The 20,837-nt window shown below is 33.2% G+C and carries 21 protein-coding genes and 1 riboswitch; of the genes, 7 read left to right on the top strand and 14 right to left on the bottom strand.

Annotated elements, in window-relative coordinates; genetic code table 11:
- Positions 1-264: 264 nt before the first annotated feature.
- Complete coding sequence (locus tag AC3QL1_RS00500; protein ID WP_492494293.1) at positions 265-924, top strand: alpha/beta hydrolase family protein; 660 nt, start codon at positions 265-267, stop codon at positions 922-924.
- A gap of 241 nt (positions 925-1,165) precedes the next feature.
- Here the strand turns inward: AC3QL1_RS00500 and AC3QL1_RS00495 are convergent, their stop codons facing one another.
- A complete protein-coding gene (locus tag AC3QL1_RS00495) occupies positions 1,166-1,681 on the bottom strand; it encodes a hypothetical protein (RefSeq protein WP_042567304.1) in 516 nt (171 codons plus the stop codon).
- 166 nt (positions 1,682-1,847) lie between these two features.
- On the opposite strand from AC3QL1_RS00495, the gene rpmH reads away from it, so the two are divergent.
- Positions 1,848-2,009 (top strand): 50S ribosomal protein L34, encoded by a 162-nt coding sequence (gene rpmH, locus AC3QL1_RS00490; protein WP_008464848.1) that lies wholly within the window; start codon positions 1,848-1,850, stop codon positions 2,007-2,009.
- A gap of 145 nt (positions 2,010-2,154) precedes the next feature.
- A complete protein-coding gene (gene carB / locus AC3QL1_RS00485) occupies positions 2,155-5,010 on the top strand; it encodes a carbamoyl-phosphate synthase large subunit (RefSeq protein ID WP_492494292.1) in 2,856 nt (951 codons plus the stop codon).
- A gap of 63 nt (positions 5,011-5,073) precedes the next feature.
- Here carB and AC3QL1_RS00480 read toward each other — a convergent pair whose 3' ends face one another.
- The 6 genes from AC3QL1_RS00480 to AC3QL1_RS00455 all read right to left on the bottom strand — a co-directional run bounded on the left by AC3QL1_RS00480 (position 5,074) and on the right by AC3QL1_RS00455 (position 8,445).
- Positions 5,074-5,622, bottom strand: a complete 549-nt coding sequence (locus AC3QL1_RS00480) for a Riean_0653 family protein (protein WP_492494291.1) — start codon at positions 5,620-5,622, stop codon at positions 5,074-5,076.
- Positions 5,623-5,807: 185 nt separating this feature from the next.
- Positions 5,808-6,203, bottom strand: a complete 396-nt coding sequence (yiaA, locus tag AC3QL1_RS00475) for an inner membrane protein YiaA (protein ID WP_089353010.1) — start codon at positions 6,201-6,203, stop codon at positions 5,808-5,810.
- Between the two features lie 155 nt (positions 6,204-6,358).
- Positions 6,359-6,898 (bottom strand): GFO_1091 family lipoprotein, encoded by a 540-nt coding sequence (locus tag AC3QL1_RS00470; RefSeq protein WP_492494290.1) that lies wholly within the window; start codon positions 6,896-6,898, stop codon positions 6,359-6,361.
- Between the two features lie 2 nt (positions 6,899-6,900).
- Positions 6,901-7,476, bottom strand: a complete 576-nt coding sequence (locus AC3QL1_RS00465; protein WP_492494289.1) for a GFO_1090 family protein — start codon at positions 7,474-7,476, stop codon at positions 6,901-6,903.
- 14 nt (positions 7,477-7,490) lie between these two features.
- A complete protein-coding gene (locus AC3QL1_RS00460; protein WP_492494288.1) occupies positions 7,491-7,949 on the bottom strand; it encodes a PG0215 family putative anti-sigma factor in 459 nt (152 codons plus the stop codon).
- Entirely contained in the window at positions 7,936-8,445 is a 510-nt protein-coding gene (locus tag AC3QL1_RS00455; protein WP_492494287.1) for a GFO_1088 family ECF-type sigma factor, read from the bottom strand. The genes AC3QL1_RS00460 and AC3QL1_RS00455 overlap by 14 nt, the downstream gene beginning before the upstream one ends.
- Before the next feature lie 239 nt (positions 8,446-8,684).
- Here AC3QL1_RS00455 and AC3QL1_RS00450 point away from each other — a divergent pair, with 239 nt between their 5' ends.
- Positions 8,685-10,157: a GFO_1087 family putative carboxy terminal peptidase gene (locus AC3QL1_RS00450; protein WP_492494286.1), complete on the top strand. Its 1,473-nt coding sequence runs from the start codon at positions 8,685-8,687 to the stop codon at positions 10,155-10,157.
- A 112-nt stretch (positions 10,158-10,269) separates the two neighbouring features.
- Here AC3QL1_RS00450 and AC3QL1_RS00445 read toward each other — a convergent pair whose 3' ends face one another.
- From AC3QL1_RS00445 to AC3QL1_RS00415, 7 genes are all read right to left on the bottom strand, one after another.
- On the bottom strand, positions 10,270-11,331 hold the full coding sequence (locus tag AC3QL1_RS00445) for a YncE family protein (RefSeq protein WP_492494285.1): 1,062 nt from the start codon (positions 11,329-11,331) through the stop codon (positions 10,270-10,272).
- A gap of 5 nt (positions 11,332-11,336) precedes the next feature.
- Complete coding sequence (locus AC3QL1_RS00440) at positions 11,337-13,190, bottom strand: TonB-dependent receptor plug domain-containing protein (protein ID WP_492494284.1); 1,854 nt, start codon at positions 13,188-13,190, stop codon at positions 11,337-11,339.
- Positions 13,191-13,217: 27 nt separating this feature from the next.
- Positions 13,218-13,417: riboswitch (cobalamin riboswitch) on the bottom strand.
- A gap of 67 nt (positions 13,418-13,484) precedes the next feature.
- Positions 13,485-14,021 carry an alpha-ribazole phosphatase gene (gene cobC, locus AC3QL1_RS00435; RefSeq protein WP_492494283.1) on the bottom strand — a complete coding sequence of 179 codons (537 nt, stop codon included), beginning with the start codon at positions 14,019-14,021 and terminating at the stop codon, positions 13,485-13,487.
- A complete protein-coding gene (locus AC3QL1_RS00430) occupies positions 14,006-14,797 on the bottom strand; it encodes an adenosylcobinamide-GDP ribazoletransferase (RefSeq protein ID WP_492494282.1) in 792 nt (263 codons plus the stop codon). The genes cobC and AC3QL1_RS00430 overlap by 16 nt, the downstream gene beginning before the upstream one ends.
- 179 nt (positions 14,798-14,976) lie before the next feature.
- Positions 14,977-16,653, bottom strand: a complete 1,677-nt coding sequence (cobT, locus tag AC3QL1_RS00425; RefSeq protein ID WP_492494281.1) for a nicotinate-nucleotide--dimethylbenzimidazole phosphoribosyltransferase — start codon at positions 16,651-16,653, stop codon at positions 14,977-14,979.
- 148 nt (positions 16,654-16,801) lie between these two features.
- Positions 16,802-17,311, bottom strand: coding sequence for a bifunctional adenosylcobinamide kinase/adenosylcobinamide-phosphate guanylyltransferase (gene cobU / locus AC3QL1_RS00420; RefSeq protein ID WP_492494280.1), 510 nt, complete (start codon positions 17,309-17,311; stop codon positions 16,802-16,804).
- Between the two features lie 191 nt (positions 17,312-17,502).
- A complete protein-coding gene (locus AC3QL1_RS00415) occupies positions 17,503-17,865 on the bottom strand; it encodes a C1orf53 family protein (RefSeq protein ID WP_492494279.1) in 363 nt (120 codons plus the stop codon).
- A 170-nt stretch (positions 17,866-18,035) separates the two neighbouring features.
- Between AC3QL1_RS00415 and AC3QL1_RS00410 the strand changes: the two genes are divergently transcribed.
- From AC3QL1_RS00410 to AC3QL1_RS00400, 3 genes are all read left to right on the top strand, one after another.
- Positions 18,036-19,178 carry an ABC transporter substrate-binding protein gene (locus tag AC3QL1_RS00410; protein WP_492494278.1) on the top strand — a complete coding sequence of 381 codons (1,143 nt, stop codon included), beginning with the start codon at positions 18,036-18,038 and terminating at the stop codon, positions 19,176-19,178.
- Positions 19,179-20,207, top strand: coding sequence for an iron chelate uptake ABC transporter family permease subunit (locus AC3QL1_RS00405; protein WP_492494277.1), 1,029 nt, complete (start codon positions 19,179-19,181; stop codon positions 20,205-20,207).
- Positions 20,208-20,281: 74 nt separating this feature from the next.
- Positions 20,282-20,695, top strand: coding sequence for a GxxExxY protein (locus tag AC3QL1_RS00400; RefSeq protein ID WP_492494276.1), 414 nt, complete (start codon positions 20,282-20,284; stop codon positions 20,693-20,695).
- Positions 20,696-20,837: the final 142 nt, after the last annotated feature.

Below are 20,837 nucleotides of genomic sequence, written 5' to 3'. Positions count from 1 at the left end.
AATAGAAATGGAGGGTTAAATGACTCATATAAAAAACTCCTTAAAAGACATTTAATACGAGTTATTTAGAATACAAAGGTAATCATTTGATTCTCAATATTAAATTATTTTTTTGAAGATGTAGTTTTCGCAGGCTTTACTTACGTTTTGTAATTTAAATAAGTTTAATATGCAATTATGGCGTAAGATTTGTTGTGCATATTGTTAAAAAAAGTATTTTTAGAATCAAATTAAAAGGTTCAATCATTAATTATTTCTAATCGAATGAGTAAAATTCCTGTTTATTTTATGCCCGGTTTGGCTGCAAGTTCAACTATTTTTGAAAGGATAAATTTAGATGAATCTGTTTTTGAAATGTGTTTACTGGAATGGGAAATTCCAAACCCAAAAGAATCTTTATCAGATTATGCACTTCGAATTGCAAAAAACATCAAACATGAAAATCCGGTTTTAATTGGAGTTTCTTTTGGAGGAATTCTGGTGCAGGAAATCGCCAAACATATTGAAACCCGAAAAATTATTATTATTTCGAGTGTTCGAAGCAATTTAGAATTTCCGCGAAGAATGAAAATAGGCAAAACTACAAAAGCCTATAAATTGATTCCGATGAAATTAATTTTGAATATCGAGAATTTAGCAAAATATTCTTTTGGAGAAAAAGTCAACAAACGCATCAAGTTATACGAAAAATTTCTGGCCATGCGTGATATTCGCTATTTGCAATGGGCAGTTGAAAATGTAATTTTATGGGACAGAAATGTGATCGATCAAAACGTGATTCATATACACGGCGATCAGGACGAAGTTTTTCCTATAAAGTATATCAAAAGCTGCATTATTGTGAAAGGCGGAACGCATATTATGATTCTCAATAAGTATAAATGGCTCAATGAGAATTTGCCTTCTATTATATTGGAAGATTAAATTCCAAACTCTTGTGGTTAAGAACCTTTGTCAAAGTTTAAAACTTTGACAAAGGTATATCTACGCGTAAACAAAGTCATTGCGAGGAACGAAGCAACCGCACTAACAATAAGCAAATCTTGGTGATATATTGCGTGAGATTGCTTCGTTCCTCGCAAAGACTACAATAGTCAGCATCTAAAATAAAAAAATCCCAAACTCTTTTGGAATTTGGGATTTCAATATTGTAATTTAAAAATCGTTAGATTTTCTTCATTTGTTCTTTCATCATGGTGATTTGCTCTTTCAACATGCCTTGTTTGTCCAATTTTTTAGCTTCGTTCAATAAATTGGTAGCTTCCAATTTTCTTCTGCGTGACATGGCAACTCCGGCAAGGTTTAATTTAGCAACGGCTAAATCCATATCCATTGATAGTCCCAGTTCGATTGCTTTTTTGAAATGTTTCTCAGCCTGATTGATGTTCGTTTGAGATAACATGATTCCGTGTAAGTAATTAAAGTATCCTTGTTGCTTTCTTACCAGTGCAGCTTCCGGATTTTTAATGTATGCCAACCATTTTTTAGCGCCTTCGAAGTCTTGTTTTCTTAATTTAAGGAAAGCTAAAAGGATAAATTCGTTTTTGAAGTAAAGAAAAATTGGAATTGCCGTTAGTAAAATAAGGAAAATTCCGTTCCCGATATTACTTTCTGTAAATTGCCAAATGCCAGCGACTACAAGAAGTCCGGCCAAAATAAGTTTAATATTTTTGTGAAACATAATTATTGTAAATTTGTGATTGCAAAGATAGTAAAATGAATTAAAAATATTTTTATAAAACTACTTGCGAGAAAAAAAAGTCTTTGTATATTTGCACTCGGTTTTGGAATAACGATATTCAAAAACAGAAAAGAGATATTAGATACCATTTTAAAGATACAAAGCAATGAGCAAAAGAACATTTCAACCATCGAAAAGAAAAAGAAGAAATAAGCACGGATTTATGGACAGAATGGCTTCTGCGAATGGAAGAAAAGTTCTAGCGCGTAGAAGAGCAAAAGGAAGACATAAATTAACTGTTTCTAGCGAGCCTAGACACAAAAAATAATGTTTCTATAAACATAAATAAGGCGTTACTTTTTTAGTATCGCCTTTTTTTATACCTTGTCAGTAAAAAAACTTGCAACATTCTAGTTTTTAAAGCACTACAGATTATTTTTGAATACCATATATAACTACACAATACAAATAAAATGCCTAAAGACACATCAATAAAATCAGTTTTAATAATAGGTTCAGGACCTATTGTTATTGGTCAAGCTTGCGAATTTGATTATGCAGGATCTCAATCTGCACGTTCTATTCGCGAAGAAGAGATTGAAGTTATCTTGATAAACTCAAATCCAGCGACAATTATGACCGACCCAACCATGGCCGATCATGTTTATCTAAAACCTTTAACTACAAAATCGATTATTGAAATTCTGAAGGAACATCCACAAATTGATGCCGTTTTGCCTACAATGGGAGGACAAACAGCATTAAATTTATGTTTGGAAGCTGAGGAAAAAGGAATCTGGCAGGATTTCGGAGTAAGATTAATTGGAGTTGACGTAAACGCAATCAATATTACAGAAGACAGAGAGCAGTTTAAACAGCTTTTAGAAAGAATTAATGTACCAACTGCACCGGCAAAAACGGCTACTTCATACTTAGAAGGAAAAGAAATTGCTCAGGAATTTGGTTTCCCGCTTGTAATTCGTCCTTCGTTTACACTTGGAGGAACAGGAGCAGCAGTGGTTTATAAAAAAGAAGATTTTGATGAGCTTTTAACTCGCGGACTTGAAGCTTCTCCAATTCACGAAGTTTTGATTGACAAAGCTTTGATGGGATGGAAAGAATATGAGTTAGAACTTTTGAGAGATAAAAACGATAATGTTGTAATTATTTGTTCAATCGAAAATATGGATCCAATGGGAATTCATACCGGAGATTCGATCACGGTTGCACCAGCGATGACATTATCCGACACAACATTCCAAAAACTAAGAGATTACGCAATCTTAATGATGCGTAGTATCGGAAACTTTGCGGGAGGATGTAACGTACAATTCGCAGTTTCGCCAGACGAAAAAGAAGATATCGTAGCAATCGAGATTAATCCTCGTGTGTCTCGTTCATCTGCATTAGCATCAAAAGCGACTGGATATCCAATTGCTAAAATTGCTTCTAAACTGGCTTTAGGATACAATCTTGATGAATTGCAAAATCAAATTACAAAATCAACTTCGGCTCTTTTTGAACCAACTTTGGATTATGTAATTGTGAAAATACCACGCTGGAACTTTGATAAATTCGAAGGAGCTGACAGAACTTTAGGTCTTCAGATGAAATCTGTTGGTGAAGTAATGGGAATCGGACGCTCGTTCCAGGAAGCTTTACACAAAGCAACTCAATCTTTAGAAATCAAAAGAAATGGGTTAGGAGCTGACGGAAAAGGATATAAAAACTACGAACAAATTATCGAGAAACTAACTTTTGCAAGTTGGGATCGTGTTTTTGTAATTTATGATGCCATCGCAATGGGAATTCCGTTGAGCCGTATTCATGAAATCACAAAAATCGATATGTGGTTCTTAAAACAATACGAAGAACTTTATACTTTAGAAAAAGAAATTTCGAACTATAAAGTATCTAATCTTCCAAAAGAATTATTGCTTGAAGCCAAACAAAAAGGTTTTGCCGACAGACAAATCGCTCACATGATGAATTGTCTGGAAAGTGAAGTGCACACTTTGCGTATGGATCAGAATATTAACCGTGTGTTTAAACTGGTTGATACTTGTGCGGCAGAATTTAAGGCGCTTACACCTTATTACTACTCCACTTTTGAGGCTGAAATCGAAAAAGCAAACGGTGAGCGTTATGTAGATAACGAAAGCATTGTAACAGATAAAAAGAAAATCATTGTCTTAGGTTCAGGACCAAACAGAATTGGTCAGGGAATTGAGTTTGATTATTCTTGTGTGCACGGAGTTTTAGCTGCAAAAGAATGTGGTTACGAAACGATCATGATCAACTGTAATCCTGAAACGGTTTCTACTGATTTTGATACAGCTGATAAATTATACTTTGAGCCGGTTTTCTGGGAACATATTTACGATATTATTCAGCATGAAAAACCAGAAGGTGTAATTGTTCAGTTAGGCGGACAAACAGCTTTGAAACTTGCTGAAAAATTATCTAAATACGGTGTAAAAATCATCGGAACTAGTTTTGATGCACTTGATTTAGCCGAAGACAGAGGACGTTTCTCTGACTTATTGAGAGAATTACATATTCCTTTCCCACAATTCGGAATTGCTGAAACAGCTGATGAAGCTTCTGCTCTTGCAGATACTTTAGACTTCCCGTTATTGATTCGTCCTTCTTATGTATTAGGAGGTCAGGGAATGAAAATCGTAATCAACAAAAAAGAACTTGAAGAACACGTTATCAACTTGTTGAAAACGATTCCAGGAAATAAATTGCTTCTGGATCATTATTTAGCCGGAGCAATCGAAGCGGAAGCAGATGCAATTTGTGATGCTGATGGTAATGTTTACATCATCGGTATTATGGAGCACATCGAACCTTGCGGAGTTCACTCTGGAGATAGTAATGCGACATTGCCTCCTTTTAACTTAGGAGAATTCGTGATGCAGCAAATAAAAGATCATACTGTAAAAATTGCAAGAGCTTTGAAAACTGTTGGTTTAATAAACATTCAGTTTGCGATTAAGGATGATACGGTTTATATTATCGAAGCAAATCCAAGAGCTTCGAGAACGGTACCATTTATTGCAAAAGCTTACGGAGAGCCTTATGTAAACTACGCTACAAAAGTAATGTTAGGGCACAATAAAGTAACGGACTTCAACTTTAATCCACAATTGAAAGGATACGCGATCAAACAACCGGTTTTCTCTTTCAGTAAATTCCATAATGTAAACAAAGCATTAGGACCAGAAATGAAATCAACAGGAGAAAGCATCTTGTTTATTGATGACTTAAAAGATGATCAGTTCTACGAATTGTATTCAAGAAGAAAAATGTATTTGAGTAAATAATAACTCAAATGTTTGTATAAAAAAAGCTCCATGAAAATGGAGCTTTTTTGTTTATGTGTTTTATTAGTATGCGAAATCATATCTATAATTAAAAGTTCCCTCAGTAACTTTTGTTGTAATGGGATTTGAAGCACTTACTGGTTCTCCATAATCTTCTACACAATTAAATGAAAAAGTGCCTGCTACTACTTTTGCGGTTAAGTCAATAGAAGTTATCGATAATTTACCTTCAAATGGATATTGAATTATACCTTTACTGTTATAAGATATATCAATTTGTGTTTTTGATGCATTAAATGTACTGAATGTAATAGGATAAGTACCAACTTTAAGATCACTTCTTTTAATGTAAAGTCTAATCTCATCTAAACCTAATCTGCCTGCCAATTGAATGTATTCTGTTGCAGGGTAATAATCAAATATTGGTTTTGTAGCAAAATTAGAGTTGAAAGGATTGTTCATTTCTGCCAATACACCATCAATTTTTGCTGTCATTGCATATTTTGCTGTTGGTACAGTTACTTCTTCATCTGCAGTGTTTGAATCGTTATCACTTGAGCAGCTGTTTAATACAAGAATTAAAAATAGTAATAGGATTTTTGTTGTTTTCATTTATTATTTTATGGTTTGATTAAGCGGTAAATGTAGGCGATATTCTGTTAATTGTTTTAACTTAATCTAAAGTTTTTTTTGAAATAATGATGATTATACATATAAAAAAAGCTCCATTTTCATGGAGCTTTTTTCGTTTTGTTAACTTGGAAGTTGGTTTTTATTTGAATTATAATTTCAAGAGATTATTCATTTGAAAATGACATATTATCTCTTGTGTTTTTTTGTACTGAAATAGCGCCAAATAGTGCTAATAAAAAAGCAAATGCATAGAAACCTTTTTCACTTGGTAAAATAGTTGCATTCCAAAGGCCAACCGTTAATAATACAATTGATAAAAGTGTTCCAAACCAGCAAATACCATAATACATATCTGTTACCGGAAGTTTTTCAAGTCTGTCTCTTACGCTTTTTTGTAATGAAACTACAGCAAAAAGACCAAACATTAAAACTGTAAAATAATATCCTTTTTCGTTTAAAAGCATTTCGGCTCTAGCCAGACCCACAATGTATCCTATCATTCCTGCTCCCAGTGCGACCCAAGACGCTGCAATAAAGGCATTCGATGTTTTTTGTACCATATTTTTTATTTTTGGTTATATACAAATATAGTTAAAATCACTATCGATTAAAACAAATGACGGTAAATATTATTAGGGTTTATCTTTCAAATATTATAAGAAAAAAGCTCCATGATTGGAGCTTTTTTAGTTTATAAAGTAAGTAAAAGATGTATTTATTGTTTGATCAATTGCTGCAATGGCTTTAATTGTTCCATATCGATGTTTGATTGTTTCAAAACAGACATTAAGGTCATGATGTTATTCGGGTTCATGTCTTTTCCTAAAACGCGAACCACTGCAAAACCACTTTCTTTTTTGTTGGCAAAAACGATAAACTCTTCTATGTTGTCATCTGTACCCACATAACTTATTGATGCACCGTCTTTACCAGATCCAAATTTCATCAATTGCTGGTATTTTGGATTCTTCAAAATCGCAGTGACTTTTGTTCTTTCGGCTTCAAATTGCGCCTGATTTTTATCATTTGCCTTGAATGCCAGAATATTCATTTTGTCAAAAGACTCTATAGCTTCTGTTTGTGCTGCTGATAATTTTGCTTTTTCCAGATTTAAAATAGTTGGCGAAAGGTCAACTGCAATAAAATCTTTTTTATCTGTATTTTCTACAAAATACTTCTGTAATGAAGGCTCAGAACTACAACTTATCAAAGTTAGTAATGCTAAAACGGCTGAGGTAAAAACAGTGATTTTCATAATTATTTTTTGCCTTTAGAGGCTTTTTTTAAGTCAGAACCACCAGGAAGCTGCATCTTGTCTGTAAGAACAGAAATTTCGTTGATATCAAAATTACCTGTAAGAGATAATAAAACAGTCTCGTCATTTTTGGCGCCGTCTACAAACATTAGTAATTCTTTAATCTGAGAATCAGTCGCACCGGATTTTACCATTATTCTAACGTTTTTCCCGCTATCATTTACACGCATTAATTCTTCTAAACCGGCAGATTTCATGTATCTTTCTGCAGAAGCTTTCATGTCTGCTTCAATTTTAGGATTTTTGGTTGTAAATACTTTCAGGTAATCTAATTTTTTAATAAGACTGATGTACTGTGCAGTTTCTTTATCAGAAGCATCGACTTTTACTTTGCTCATTAAATCAAACATTTTTTTGTTTACAATTACTGAGGTTACATCGTCCTGACCATCATACTTGTCAAATGCACTTTGAGCATAAAAAGCAGTAGTGAAAAATGCAAAAACCAGGGTTAAAATTAAATTTTTACTCATGCTTTTTTTATTGTTTTTTCTGTATTCGTGAATCGTTGATTTCATTTTGATTGATTTTTTTATTGTTTAAAAATTTTGTTTTTTGATTGTTCATATTCTTTAATGTATTGTACACTTTCGATACCTACATTGACATTGTTTGATAATAAGGCCAAAGCTTTTTGCGTTGCGGCAAGTGCTTCTTCCGGATCATCATAGGTTCCTAATTCTGATTGCGCTACAACCGGAGCTGTATCTTTTTCACCAACATAAAAATAGGTCCCGATTCCCAGTAAAACAACAGCAGAAGCTGCAATTGATAACCACGCCACATTTCGTTTCTTAGTTTTTAGCGGTATTGTTTGCGTCGATTTTTGTTGTTTTACCTGAGAGAAATAACCAAACATTGGTTTGTATTGCTCTAAATGCTGCGCAACATTTGATGAAGAAAAATATTCTTTTAATTGATTTTCTTCGGCAATACTAGTTTCTCCCTGAAAGTATTTTTCTAATATATCTTCTATTTTATTGAATTCCATAACGGTGTGTATTAAGCATTGATTCTCTAATTTTTTTTCTCGCTCTCGAAAGTGCTACCCGAATAGCCGTTTCATTCATGTCGACAATTTTCGCAATTTCATCAAATTCATATTGTTCAACATCGCGTAACTGTATTAATATTTGTAATTGTTCCGGCAACTGGCTTATAATTTTTTCTACCCATTCTAAACTATCAATATCTTCTATTTTTTTATCTAATTGAGGCTCTCTGTCTGTAAAATTATTATGTACAATTTTAAGATTTCCGGCTCTCTTTGATTTTAACTGGTCCAGACAATAATTTTTTGTCATTGTCATGGCCACGGCTTCAATATTATTATAAGCATCCAGATTGTCTTTCTTATTCCATAACTTCACCATCACTTCCTGAGTCGCATCTTCAGCTTCTTCGGTGCTTGTAAGTAATCTTTTTGCCAGACGAAAAACCTTGTCTTTAAAAGGATTAATTAATTCTATAAATACAATTTGGTTCATCTTTTGGTTAATTTTTGGTTTTTGGCTGGTTAATGTCAACGACTTTGGTTTGATAAATTCAGAGTCATTTTCATTTTACAAATAACCTTTATCAGATCGTTTATATAGTCAAGACGAGGCACAATAATTTTTGTTACAACAGTATTGATTTTTTTTTCTTAAAAAAAATACAATAAACTTATAAATGTTAAAACTAAAGGTAGTATTTTTACGTTAATACAATATCGAAACATATTTTTATGAAAACAATATTAAGAAGTGTCCTGCTAATATTTTTATTGGCTTTTTCTTTGCAGTCCTGCGAAGATCAGGATGATGTTGCAGCTCCGGCGGATTTACAAGTAAATAATTTTATCTGGAAAGGATTAAATCAGTATTATTTATGGCAAGCAGATGTACCTGATTTATTAGATGATCGTTTTGCAAATCAAGATGCATTAAATTCTTTTTTAAGAGGATATCCTGCACCGGAAGACTTGTTTCAAAATTTATTGAACAAACCAATAAGCAAATTTCCTAAAGGACAAGCTATAGATCGTTTTAGTTGGATTGTTGATGATTATTCAGTTTTGGAAGGAGAACTTCAAGGAACAACTAAAAACGACGGGGTTGATTTTAGATTAAGTTATAAACCGGGAAGTTCAACAGATCTGGTTGGTTTTGTACGCTATATTATTCCGAATTCTAATGCTTCAACAAAAGATATTAAACGCGGTGATCTTTTTACAGGAGTAAACGGAACACAACTTACCGTATCAAACTATCAAAGCTTGCTGAATGCAGATGGCTATACTTTAAATATGGCTGTTTATGATGGAACAAATATAAATACTAACGGTAAAACAGTTGCATTAACGAAAACAACTTTGGATGAAAATCCTATTTTAATCAATAAAGTAATTACTTCAGGAAGTCACAAAATTGGTTATTTGATGTATAATGGTTTTTATGCTAATTACGATTCAAACTTAAATGATGCTTTCGGACAATTGGCAGCACAAGGAATTACAGATCTTGTACTGGATTTAAGATATAATGGAGGAGGATCCGTGCAAACAGCAACGCGTTTAGCGAGTATGATTACGGGCCAGTTTAAGGATCAGATTTTTTCTAAAGAAAAATGGAATAATAAGGTAAATGCTTATTTTGAAAGTGAAGATCCGGAATCATTAAATAACAGATTTGTAGATAATATTGACGGACAGGCATTGAATAGTTTGCATTTAACAAAAGTATATATCATTACAACTGATGGAACAGCATCTGCAAGTGAATTGGTAATTAATGGTTTAGCGCCATATATTTCTGTAGTTCAGGTAGGAGATGTAACTGTTGGTAAAAATGTAGGTTCGGTTACTTTATATGATTCAGAAACTTTTACAAAAACTAAGGTTAATCCAAATCATAAATATGCAATGCAGCCTTTGGTGCTTAAAATTGTTAATTCAAATGGTTTTGGAGAATATACTAACGGACTTCAGCCAGCTTATCTTCAACTTGAATATATTGCAAGTATGGGAGTTTTAGGAGATCCATCTGAACCGCTTTTAAATAAAACAATCTCGGTAATCACAGGTGTCGCAGCCAAAAAAACACAACAGGACAGAGCAGAGGCATTAAGAACTTTTATAGATGCTAAATCAATGAATGGCATTAGAAATCAAATGTATGTTGATAAAGCTCCCGAAGGACTGTTAAGAGCATTAAAATAAAAGAAATTAAAAAAGGCTTTCAGAAATGAAAGCCTTTTTTTCCAAAAAAAATAAAAAAATAAAGTGTAAAATGATTGTCCGGAAATCCGGAATATTCTTTTAGCTGTTTTTATTAATTGTTAAAGTAAAAACCGTTTGAACCAACTCCTGTGGTTAATGTTTTTAGCAATTCTCCTTTTAAATTATAGATGTAAGCATTACCATCTGCTGTAAATTTTCCATCAGCAAAATAAAGACGACTGTCATTAACAGCAAATCCATACAAATAACCTGCAGGTGAAGAAGCAATAACGGTTGTAGAAGGTGTAGTTGCAGTTATGTCCATAGAATAAGCAGCACTTTGAACAGTGTAGTAAATTTTGCTGTCTTCAATATCCATAAAAGAAGCTCCGTCTAAACTCTCCGGGAATGTAATTTTTGAAACTGATTTATCCGATAATTTCACTTTCACGATTTCGCTTCTGTTTCCATAAGGACCTCTTAAAATGTATAAAGTTCCGTTTTCTTCTTCAATACAATCAGCACTGTCACCAATTTCTACAGGAGTTTCAAGTGTTTTTGTTGCAATATTTACAACCAGTAATTTGCTGCTGTTAAATGGTTCTGTTATATATAATTTACCATCTTTTAAAACTAATTTGTTAGCCGTAGCATTTAATTCAATTTTAGATTCGAAAGTATTAGTTGCTAAATTAATTACAGCTACATAATCATCGATATTTCCATTTGGATTTTCTTCTGGTTTTTCCCAGTTGTAGTAAGTGTTCGCATTGGTAACATACGCTTTTCCATCTTTTACAACTCCATATCTTGGATTAGCAAGCCCAGTCTCAATTTTTGCAATTAATTTGAATGTATATCTGTTTACAACATTGATTACGTTAGATCCACCGGCAATGATATAAGCTCTGTCACCATCAAAAAAGATATTTTGAACAAATTTTCCAATCACATCACTTGGGTTAGCAGCCTTATAAGCATCTTTTGTGAAAGTACTGAAGTCATTACTTGAGAAAGAAATGGTTCCAACTCCTGTACTTCCTTCATTTAAAATGAAAAAACCATTGTCATATTCTCCTTTTGGTTCATCAGTATTATCATTGTCGTCGTCGCTTGAACAAGAAGCAAATAAAGAAATGCTAAGCGCTATTAAAAGTAATTTACTAAGTTTCATAAATATTAAAATTTTAGAGTTAAATACATGTTGAAATTTCGACCCGGCATTGGTCTGTCTTCGTAGCCTTCATAATCTTTATTGAAAAGATTTAAAACTTTAAAACCCAGTTTAAATGAATCCAGGAATTTAAAATCATAGTCTACACCCAGATTTGAAACCATATAATCGTTTATGATTTCGTCTTGATTATTATCTGCTCTGGTATACACAAAGCCGTTATATAAAAATTGATAGTAGGCAGTAATTCTATTTCGGGAATAAGAAACAGCTGCAGTAGCTTTATTATAAGGAACAAAGAATAACTGGTTTTTAGTTTCTTCATTCTTTGAAGCAGTGTAAGCATAAGATGCATTGGCTCCAAAATAGTTTTTGCCAAATTGTTGTTTCCAGCTTAATAAGGTTTCAGCTCCATAACTGTTTACTTTGTCCGTATTTTGGGGAGACCAGATACCGTTTTTACCGGGAACCCATTGCAATAGATCTTTTATTTTGATGTAATAAAAATTCTGTGTAATCGAAAAATTTTTGAAGGTAAACACATTTCCAATTTCAGCCTGATAAGAACTTTCAGGCTTTAAATCCAAATTACCACCCGGACTCCAGTAAAGATCATTATATGTAGGGATCCTGAAATTTCGTGATACATTTAGTTTTAAATTATATAACTTACTAAATTGATAAGCAGAACCCAAAGAGAATAAAAGCGGCGATTCATAATTATCTGTAAATTCTTTTCTGATTCCGAATTCATTTTTCCAGTTAATCGAAATATCTTGTTTTACAAGCAAAGAGGCAGAGCTTATCTCGCGAATATGATCTCCAAAATCAGTTCCGTAGCCTTTCGTTCTGTTATAATCTACAATTCCGTTTATTTGTGTCGATTTAAAAATCGTGTAGCCTAAATCTAGTTTTGTAATTAAACTTTCGGTTTTACCGTAGCTGTAATAATCTTTTGTGTTGTCTGCAAAATATTGATAATTTTCAAAGATGTAAGCCGTTTTAAAATTGGTTTTGAATTTTCCAAAATCACCATCATATTCTAATAAATTTCTATTGAAACCATTTATATACTTGCTTTTAGTTTCGCTTTCTGTTAGTAGTGAAGTATTTCTGTCTGTATTTGATGTTTGGCTGTAAAGTTTTATTGTATTTTTTGAATCAATTTTATAACCCACATTGGCACTCATCGTAACAATATCATATTGCCCGTTTTGATTCCAGCGCTGTTCACCGCGCCAGGTGTATCGATTTAAATATTTATAATCGTTTGTGGAACTATTTTTAGAAAAACCAATCTGAGCGCTCCATTTTTCGTTAGAAATATTGCTTTTATAATTTATGCCAATAGTATTAAAGCTTCCGTAATCTAGTTTTACACTATTCTCAAAGCGATTATAAAAAGCCAGATCATTATTTAAATGTACCGTTCCGCCAATTGCACCCGTTCCATAAATAACACTTCCTCCTCCGGCTTTTACGCTGACAGAATTATAATCGGCACTTGAAATTGTATTAAAGTCCGTGCTTCCATTCATTTGTGAATTAATGTTGATTCCATTCCAGATTACAGCAGTCTGAGAAGCAGTTGTTCCTCTAAAGGCAACCGAAGAAAGCATACCGCGGCCGTATTCTTTAAAATAAATTGTAGAATTATAGTTTAATAAATCAGTCAGTAAGGCTTCATTTTTATTAATTACAGAATCATTTAAAACCTGAACTGACTGTGAAGCAGAGTATTTTTTAAGATTAGCATCAGAAACTACAACTTCTTTAAGTTTGTTAATAGAGTCATTCTGCGCCGAAATAAATTGGCACAGCAATAGCAAACAAAATGCAAAACGTTTTTTTAAAGTCATAATTTCTACACTCTTTTTCCCGAGAGTTCGATATTTGTTATAAAGGCAGGTCTCCTGGCTTGCGTTTTGTTGTTTACCTTCCCACTCGCGGTGGCGAGCAGTGGTTTGTAGTTAACAACAAACATTCTTTTCAGAACTAAGCTTACAGTTGCGGGTACAGCTCAAGAATTTACTTGATTCCCTTTTAATGTGTTTTAAATAACACAACCTTAATTTTCTGCAAAGATAAAGTTAAAATCACCGAATCTTCAAATTTGTTTTGCTTTTTGTGACAAATTCTAAACAAAACGATGTTTAAAGTACTATTTTTATTACTTGTCCAAAATCAACTTTGTTATTAAAAGCGTCTTTTAAGGGCAATTCTGAATAATGACATAAAATACTTCTAATGACTCCGGCGTGAGAAACTATGATAATCGGCTTATTTATTTCTTTTGAAATTTGATCTGATAAAAAATCAGCAACCCTTTTATGTAATTCAACAAAAGATTCTCCATTTGAGGCTGGAATATTCACAAAATCTTCCATCCACGGATTTAATTGTTCAGGCAGAATATCATTCCAGTTTTGCATTTCCCAATCACCAAAATTCATTTCTTTAAGGCGTTCATCTTCCTGGTAAGAAATGGTTTTTATTTTCTCTTGAATGTGTTTTGCTAAAAGTGTGCAACGTTGTAAAGGACTCGAAAATATAATAGCTTCAGGCGGAAGTTGAGAAATAATGACTTCAAAAACTAAATCAAAAGGTTCCGCAATTGCAACATCCGATTGTCCGTAACAAATGCCTTTTTCGCAAATTGTTTCGGTATGGCGAACTAAATAAATTTCCATAGAAAAAGAATACTTAAATAATAAATAACTTCACAAACCTGTTGTGTTGCGCCCAGACAATCTCCGGTATAACCATCAATCCATTTTTTGAAATAGCGAGCCAGAAAATACCTCGTCAAAAAAACCGGAATTACAGCTAAAAGAATTTTAAAATTGAAATAGGAGAGTACCAACATTGGAATTAACCCGAATAAAAAAGCACCAAAAACCTCTTTCCACCTATGATTTTTTGCAATGGGTTTGCTTTTGCTCGTAGCATCATCACGTGAATATTCATGCGTAAAGATGATTGAAATTGCCGCTAACCTACTGATAGAATGTGCAGAAACAAATAAGAGATAAACTAATAAATAATTGTTTTGAATGGATAAAAGCGAAATAGCCTCAGAAAACAATTTGAATTTTACAAGAAAAAGCAAAACTAAACCAATTGCTCCATAAGCGCCAATTGCGCTGTCTTTCATAATGATAAGTATTTTTTCTTTAGTCCAGCCTCCGCCAAATCCATCACAAACATCTGCAAAACCATCTTCATGAAATGCACCCGTTGTCAAGACCGAAGCAATTATCGCTAAAATAACCGCAGTTTCTGTTGATAGAAAAAAGGAGAAACCATAGAAAGCAAGAAATGAAATGCTTCCAACAATCCAGCCAATAAACGGGAAATATCTCGTTGCCTTATTTAAATATTCAGGATTATGATCGATGTTTTTTGGACAAGGAATTCTGGTGTAAAACATTAAACAGGTGAAGAAAATATGGAGTTCTTTTTTCATTTAAAGAGATTATTTTTAATTGTTTTGTCATTTCGACGAAGGAGAAATCACACTAGAAATTCCGCAAAGAAAATCATTAAATCTTTGTCGAGCAACGTGTGTGATTTCTCCTTCGTCTAAATGACAGAGATTGTGGCAAATTATTATTTTTTTTCTGAAAACTGAAAACTGCGACTGTATTACTTCCTACTAACCCCCGCACTTTCAAAACTAGCCATTTCATTCAAAAAAACTTCTGCCGATTTCAAAATAGGAAAAGCAATCGCACAACCCGTTCCTTCTCCCAAGCGCAAATCAAGATTCAGAATAGGTTTCGCAATTAAGTAATCGAGTAGTTTTTGATGTGCTTTTTCTGCAGAACAATGGCAGAAAACAGCATTTTTATGAATATCAGGATTTATTTTTGATGCAATTAAAAAAGCGACGCTACAAATAAAACCATCCACCAGAATAATCATTTTATTTTCAAAAGCAGTCAGCATTCCGCTTGCAATCTGAATAATTTCGAAACCGCCAAAATAAGCGAGTTGGGGCATTAATTCGGCCTGACCGGAATAATTATCAATTGCTTTTTTAAGAATTTCCTGTTTTTGAAGGAGCTTTTCATCTTCAACACCAGTTCCTTTTCCAACACATTCTTCAATTGAAAATCCGGTTAAAATACTCATTAAAACAGAAGCCGTAGAGGTATTTCCAATTCCCATTTCGCCAAAACCAATGCAATTCGAACCTGTTTTTGCAATGTCTTCAACAATAGATTTTCCTTTTTCAAAACACAATTGTAATTCTTTTTCGCTCATTGCGGGAATGTGCAGAAAAGACTGAGTTCCTTTAGCTATTTTGGCATGAATTAAATGGGCATTTGTTGGAAAATCATAATTTACACCGGCATCTACAATAGATAACTGAATATTATTTTGATTACAAAACACGTTAATTGCTGCGCCGCCTTCGAGAAAATTCCCAACCATTTGGCGTGTCACATCTTGCGGATAAGCACTAACTCCATGATTTGCAATTCCGTGATCTGCGGCAAAAACCACAATATTTGGATTTGTAATTTTTGGGTTTAAAGTTTCAAAAACAGTTCCGAGTTGAAAAGCTAAAACTTCTAAAGTCCCTAGAGAACCAACAGGTTTTGTTTTAGAATCTATTTTTTCCTGCAGAAGTTTAGCAAAGTCATTTTTGTTATCTGAACCTTTAGTTTTTAATTGAAAATCTAAAACGCAGTTTTCAGCAACATTTTTTATTTCCTTACAATCCGGAGTTTCCGATTTTTGTTTCCATTGCAATTGCTGCAACATCGGTTGATTGTTGTAATTCGTAGCCGGTTTTCCGATGCAGAAATATCCCAAAGGCTCGATATTTTCAGGCAAATCGAGGATTTTTTTAAACTGATAATAATTCAAAATCGAAACCCAGCCCATTCCATAACCCTGATCTGTAAGCGAAAGCCAAATATTTTGAGCCGCACAAACCGAACTAAATTTCACCGCCTCATTACTACCAACGGTTCCAATCGTAAACTGATTCAGAACAGATCTGTCATAAGCAATAATAAGTCCGATTGGTGCTTCTTCAATCGCCTCCAGTTTCAGCGATTTATAATGCTCTTTTTGTTCGGGATTATCGGTAAGTTCTTCTGCTTTTTTATTATAATCTAAAAATAAGTCTTTAATCGCACTTTTTACTTCAGCCGATTTGATGATAAAATAGCGCGTAGCATCCGTCAATCCAACAGAAGGCGCCCAATGTCCGGCCTGCAAAGCTTTTTCAATTACTTCATCAGGAACTTCATCAGTTGTAAAATGTCGGGTATCGCGACGTGATTTTAATATATCGTCTAAATGGCTCATTTTTTAAATTCCAATTTTTTTAAATTCCAAATTCCAACTCAATATCAATGACAATTGCAAAAATCAATTTCAATTTGAAAATTTAATATTTAAGTAAAGGTAAAGTATAGCGTTGGAATTTGGGATTTTAAAAATTGGAATTTCATTTTTAACCTTTTATTTTCACCGGAATTCCCGAAACCATCAAAACCACTTCATCTGCTTTTGAGGCCAAAAACTGATTCATCCAGCCTTGCAATTCCGTAAATTTTCTGCCAATGTGAGTTGCCGCGTGAACACCCATTCCAATTTCGTTGGTTACAATAATCAAGGTTGCATTTTCATGATTGGCAATTGAAATAAATTCTTTTTTTGCTTCTTCCAGACTTAATTCTACATCATTATTAGTATCAACAAAAAAGTTCGTCAGCCAAAGCGTTACACAATCAATCAGAGCCACTTTGCCGGAAAAATTAATTTCACTTAAATGTTTTTCCTTTTCAATATTAGTCCAGCTTTCATCTCGTTCTTGCTGATGCCTGTTGATTCTGTCCTGAAAATCATCATCCCACTTTCTCGCTGTTGCTACATATATTGGTAAATCTGAAAGCTGCAAAGCCAGATTTTGAGCATACCTGCTTTTTCCTGATCGCTCGCCTCCGGTAATTAGGTAAATCATTAGTTAATTGTGAGTTATGGGTTATGAATTATGAGTTTTTATGGCGTTCCCCAAGGGTCGGGCTATCCGCTTTATCTTTTATTTTTTAAAGAAAAAAATAAAAGGATATCGCTTCTATCCCTAACGCAAAAGACCAATCTTGTTTTTAAGAAATGAGATGCAATTAACAACTAATAATTTACAATTAACAATTAATAAGGGCAATGCCGACAATTGTTTCCACAACAAGTTCCTCTTTTTAAATGAAACCAGGTGGTAAAAACGTAGTTGCCATTTTCAATATAATAATCAAGATCTTCTATTAATTTTTCGGTCTTTGGCAAAGATAAGGCTTTATTTTGGAGCGCTTTTGTCGGAGTCATTGTTTCGACATAAGCATCAATTTTGTCTATGCACGCTTCTTTAAAGCAGTTTGGACAAAGACAATCTCCTCCTTCAGAAAGATTAAAAATAGGAGGATAGTCGTTACACCAACATTTGTTTTCAACAGAAATATCGCCGCAACTAAATACAGAGTCGCAACTCGAGCAAATTTTGGTTTTTGTGGTATTCATATTAAAGTAAAGATAAATTTGGTTTTTTGTAAGAATAAAGGTAAATAAAAAAATTATAAATTGCGTTACCTTTGTTATTATTGAAAACTTAATTGTCAATCGCATTGGTTTAAATAAAACAAAACAGTAAAAACGACAATACAAAGTCTATAAAGCAATATAACCTACATATGAAACATTTATTCCCTAAATTAATTTTTGTTTTATCTTTTTTTCTTCTGGTTGGATGTAAGAAAACTGAAACGACAGAGATTGCAAAATCTGAAATTCCTCAAAATAGTATCGAGTTCGCTTCAGGACTATCGATCGTAAAGCACGACGGATATTCCGTTGTAACGGTAACAGAACCGTGGCCAAATGCAAACGCAGAATTTACTTATATCTTAAAAGAAAAAGAAGCTAAAGTTCCGGATAGCTTACAAAAATATACAACCATAAAAGTGCCACTTGAATCTATTGTGGTAACTTCAACAACAAATATTCCGTTTTTGGAAATGCTTGATGTTGAAGATAAATTAGTTGGTTTTCCTCATACCGATTATATTTCTTCAGAAAAAACAAGAGCTTTAATTGATAAAGGTTCCGTTAAAAATGTGGGACAAAACGAAAAATTAAATATCGAGCAGTTAATAGAATTATCACCGGATTTGATTGTCACTTTTGGAGTTGACAACAACAATCCAATGCTGGATAATTTGAAAAAAAGCGGTCTTAATGTTTTTATTCAGGCCGATTGGATGGAACAATCTCCGCTTGGAAAAGCAGAATGGATTAAACTTTATGGTGCTTTATTTGGAAAAGAAGACAAAGCAAAAGAATTGTTTGATAAAATTGTAGAAAGCTACAATCAGGCGAAAAAATTAGTAGCAGATCAGCCTGCAACTTCAACCGTTTTGTATGGTTCAATGTATGAAGATCTTTGGTATGTCGCGAAAGGAAACAGCTGGGTCGCGCAATTTATGAGCGATGCTCAGGCCAATTATTTATGGGCTGATTTAAAAGGAACAGGAAGCGAAGGTTTATCATTTGAAAAAGTATTAGTTAAAGCCAAAAAAGCAAATTTCTGGATCGCTTCGGGGTCGTTTAAAACCTTGGAAGAATTCGGAAAAAGTAATCCGCATTACACTCAATTTGATGCTTTTACTTCGAAAAACGTATATACTTTTGAGGGTAAATTTGGAGCAACAGGAGGAACCATTTATTATGAATTGGCACCAAGCCGTCCTGATTTAGTTTTAAAAGATTACATCAAGATTTTTCATCCCGATTTATTGACAAGTTATGAATTTACTTTTGCCTCTAAATTAAATTAATTGATAAATTCAAAGCGAAATATAATCCTGTTTTTTGTACTTGGTTTGGCACTTTTATTTATGTTCTTTCTGGACATAAGTTTAGGATCGATCACGATTCCGTTCAAGGAAGTTTATACCAGTTTGACAGGCGGTCAAGCCACTAAATCAACTTGGGAATATATCATAATCAACTATCGTTTGCCAAAAGCAATAACCGCTTTTTTGGTTGGAGTAGGATTGTCGATAAGTGGTTTACTGATGCAGACATTATTCAGAAATCCATTAGCCGGGCCTGATGTTTTAGGATTATCTTCGGGAGCGATTTTGGCTGTTGCCGTCGTAATTTTGGGAGCAGGATTATTGCCGGCATTTTTAAATGAGATCTTATTATCACCATACGGAATCGTTCTGGCTTCAACATTAGGAAGTGTTTCTGTTTTATTATTGGTTTTATTGGTAGCACAGCGATTACGAAATACAATGGCTATTTTAATTGTCGGACTTATGTTCGGAAGTTTTACAAGTGCGATTGTAGGCGTTTTAACTTATTTTAGTTCGGCAGAACAATTGCAGAAATTCACCTTTTGGTCGTTAGGAAGTCTTGGTAATCTTTCGTGGACATCAATTTCTGTTCTGGCAGTTTGCGTAGGTTTAGGTTTGCTTTTAAGTGCAGGAAGTATCAAGCCTTTAAATGCATTGCTTTTGGGTGAAAATTACGCTAAAAGCATGGGTTTGAATTATAAAAAAGCACGACTAATTATCATATTTACGACGAGTATTCTGGCAGGAAGCATCACGGCTTTTGCTGGTCCAATTGCTTTTATAGGTCTTGCGGTTCCACATATTGCTAAACTCACTTTTCAAACGAGTAATCATGCAGTTTTATATTGGAGCACGCTTTTTTATGGCGGAATAATTATGCTGTTTTGCGATATCGCATCTCAATTACCGGGCTTAGAAACTACGTTACCAATTAATGCAATCACGTCCATAATTGGTGCGCCGGTTGTTGTTTGGTTATTAATGCGAAAAAGAAATTTTCAGTAAAAACTTACAAAATTTTAGTAACTTGCTTTTTTAACACATAGAAACATAGTTTTTATTTCAATTAAAAAAAAACAATGATTACTCAAAAATATTTAAACGAATTAACTTATGAAGTTGTTGGAGCTTCAATAGAAGTGCATAAGATAATTGGAAAAGGATTGCTCGAAAATGTTTATCACCAGTGCTTGAAAGAAGAACTTTCACAGAGAAAATTAAATTTTTTCACAGAGATGAAAGTGCCGATAATTTATAAAGAAAAAGAACTGATTGCAGATTTTAGATGTGATTTATTTGTTGAAAATTGTTTGGTAGTAGAACTAAAAACAGTTTCTGAAATAAATTCAATTCATAAAGCTCAACTTTTGACTTATATGAAACTTTTAAAGGCACCAAAAGGAATCATAATTAATTTTAATTGTTTTAATATTTTTAAAGAAGGACAACAAACATTTGTAAATGAATATTTTAAATTACTACCACAGTTTTAATCATACATCTACGTGATAATTTACGAGTAAATTTTAAAATTACTTATTCAATCCAATAAGAAAATCTATGTTTCTATGTGTTTAATAAATAAGCATTTCAATTTGTTGGCAAAGTTTAATTTCAATGCCTATGTGATAATTT

Source organism: Flavobacterium sp. GW823-FHT04A11 (assembly GCF_058796535.1).
The sequence above is the reverse complement of the archived record's forward strand: the minus strand, read 5'-3'. Positions and strand labels throughout refer to the sequence as shown.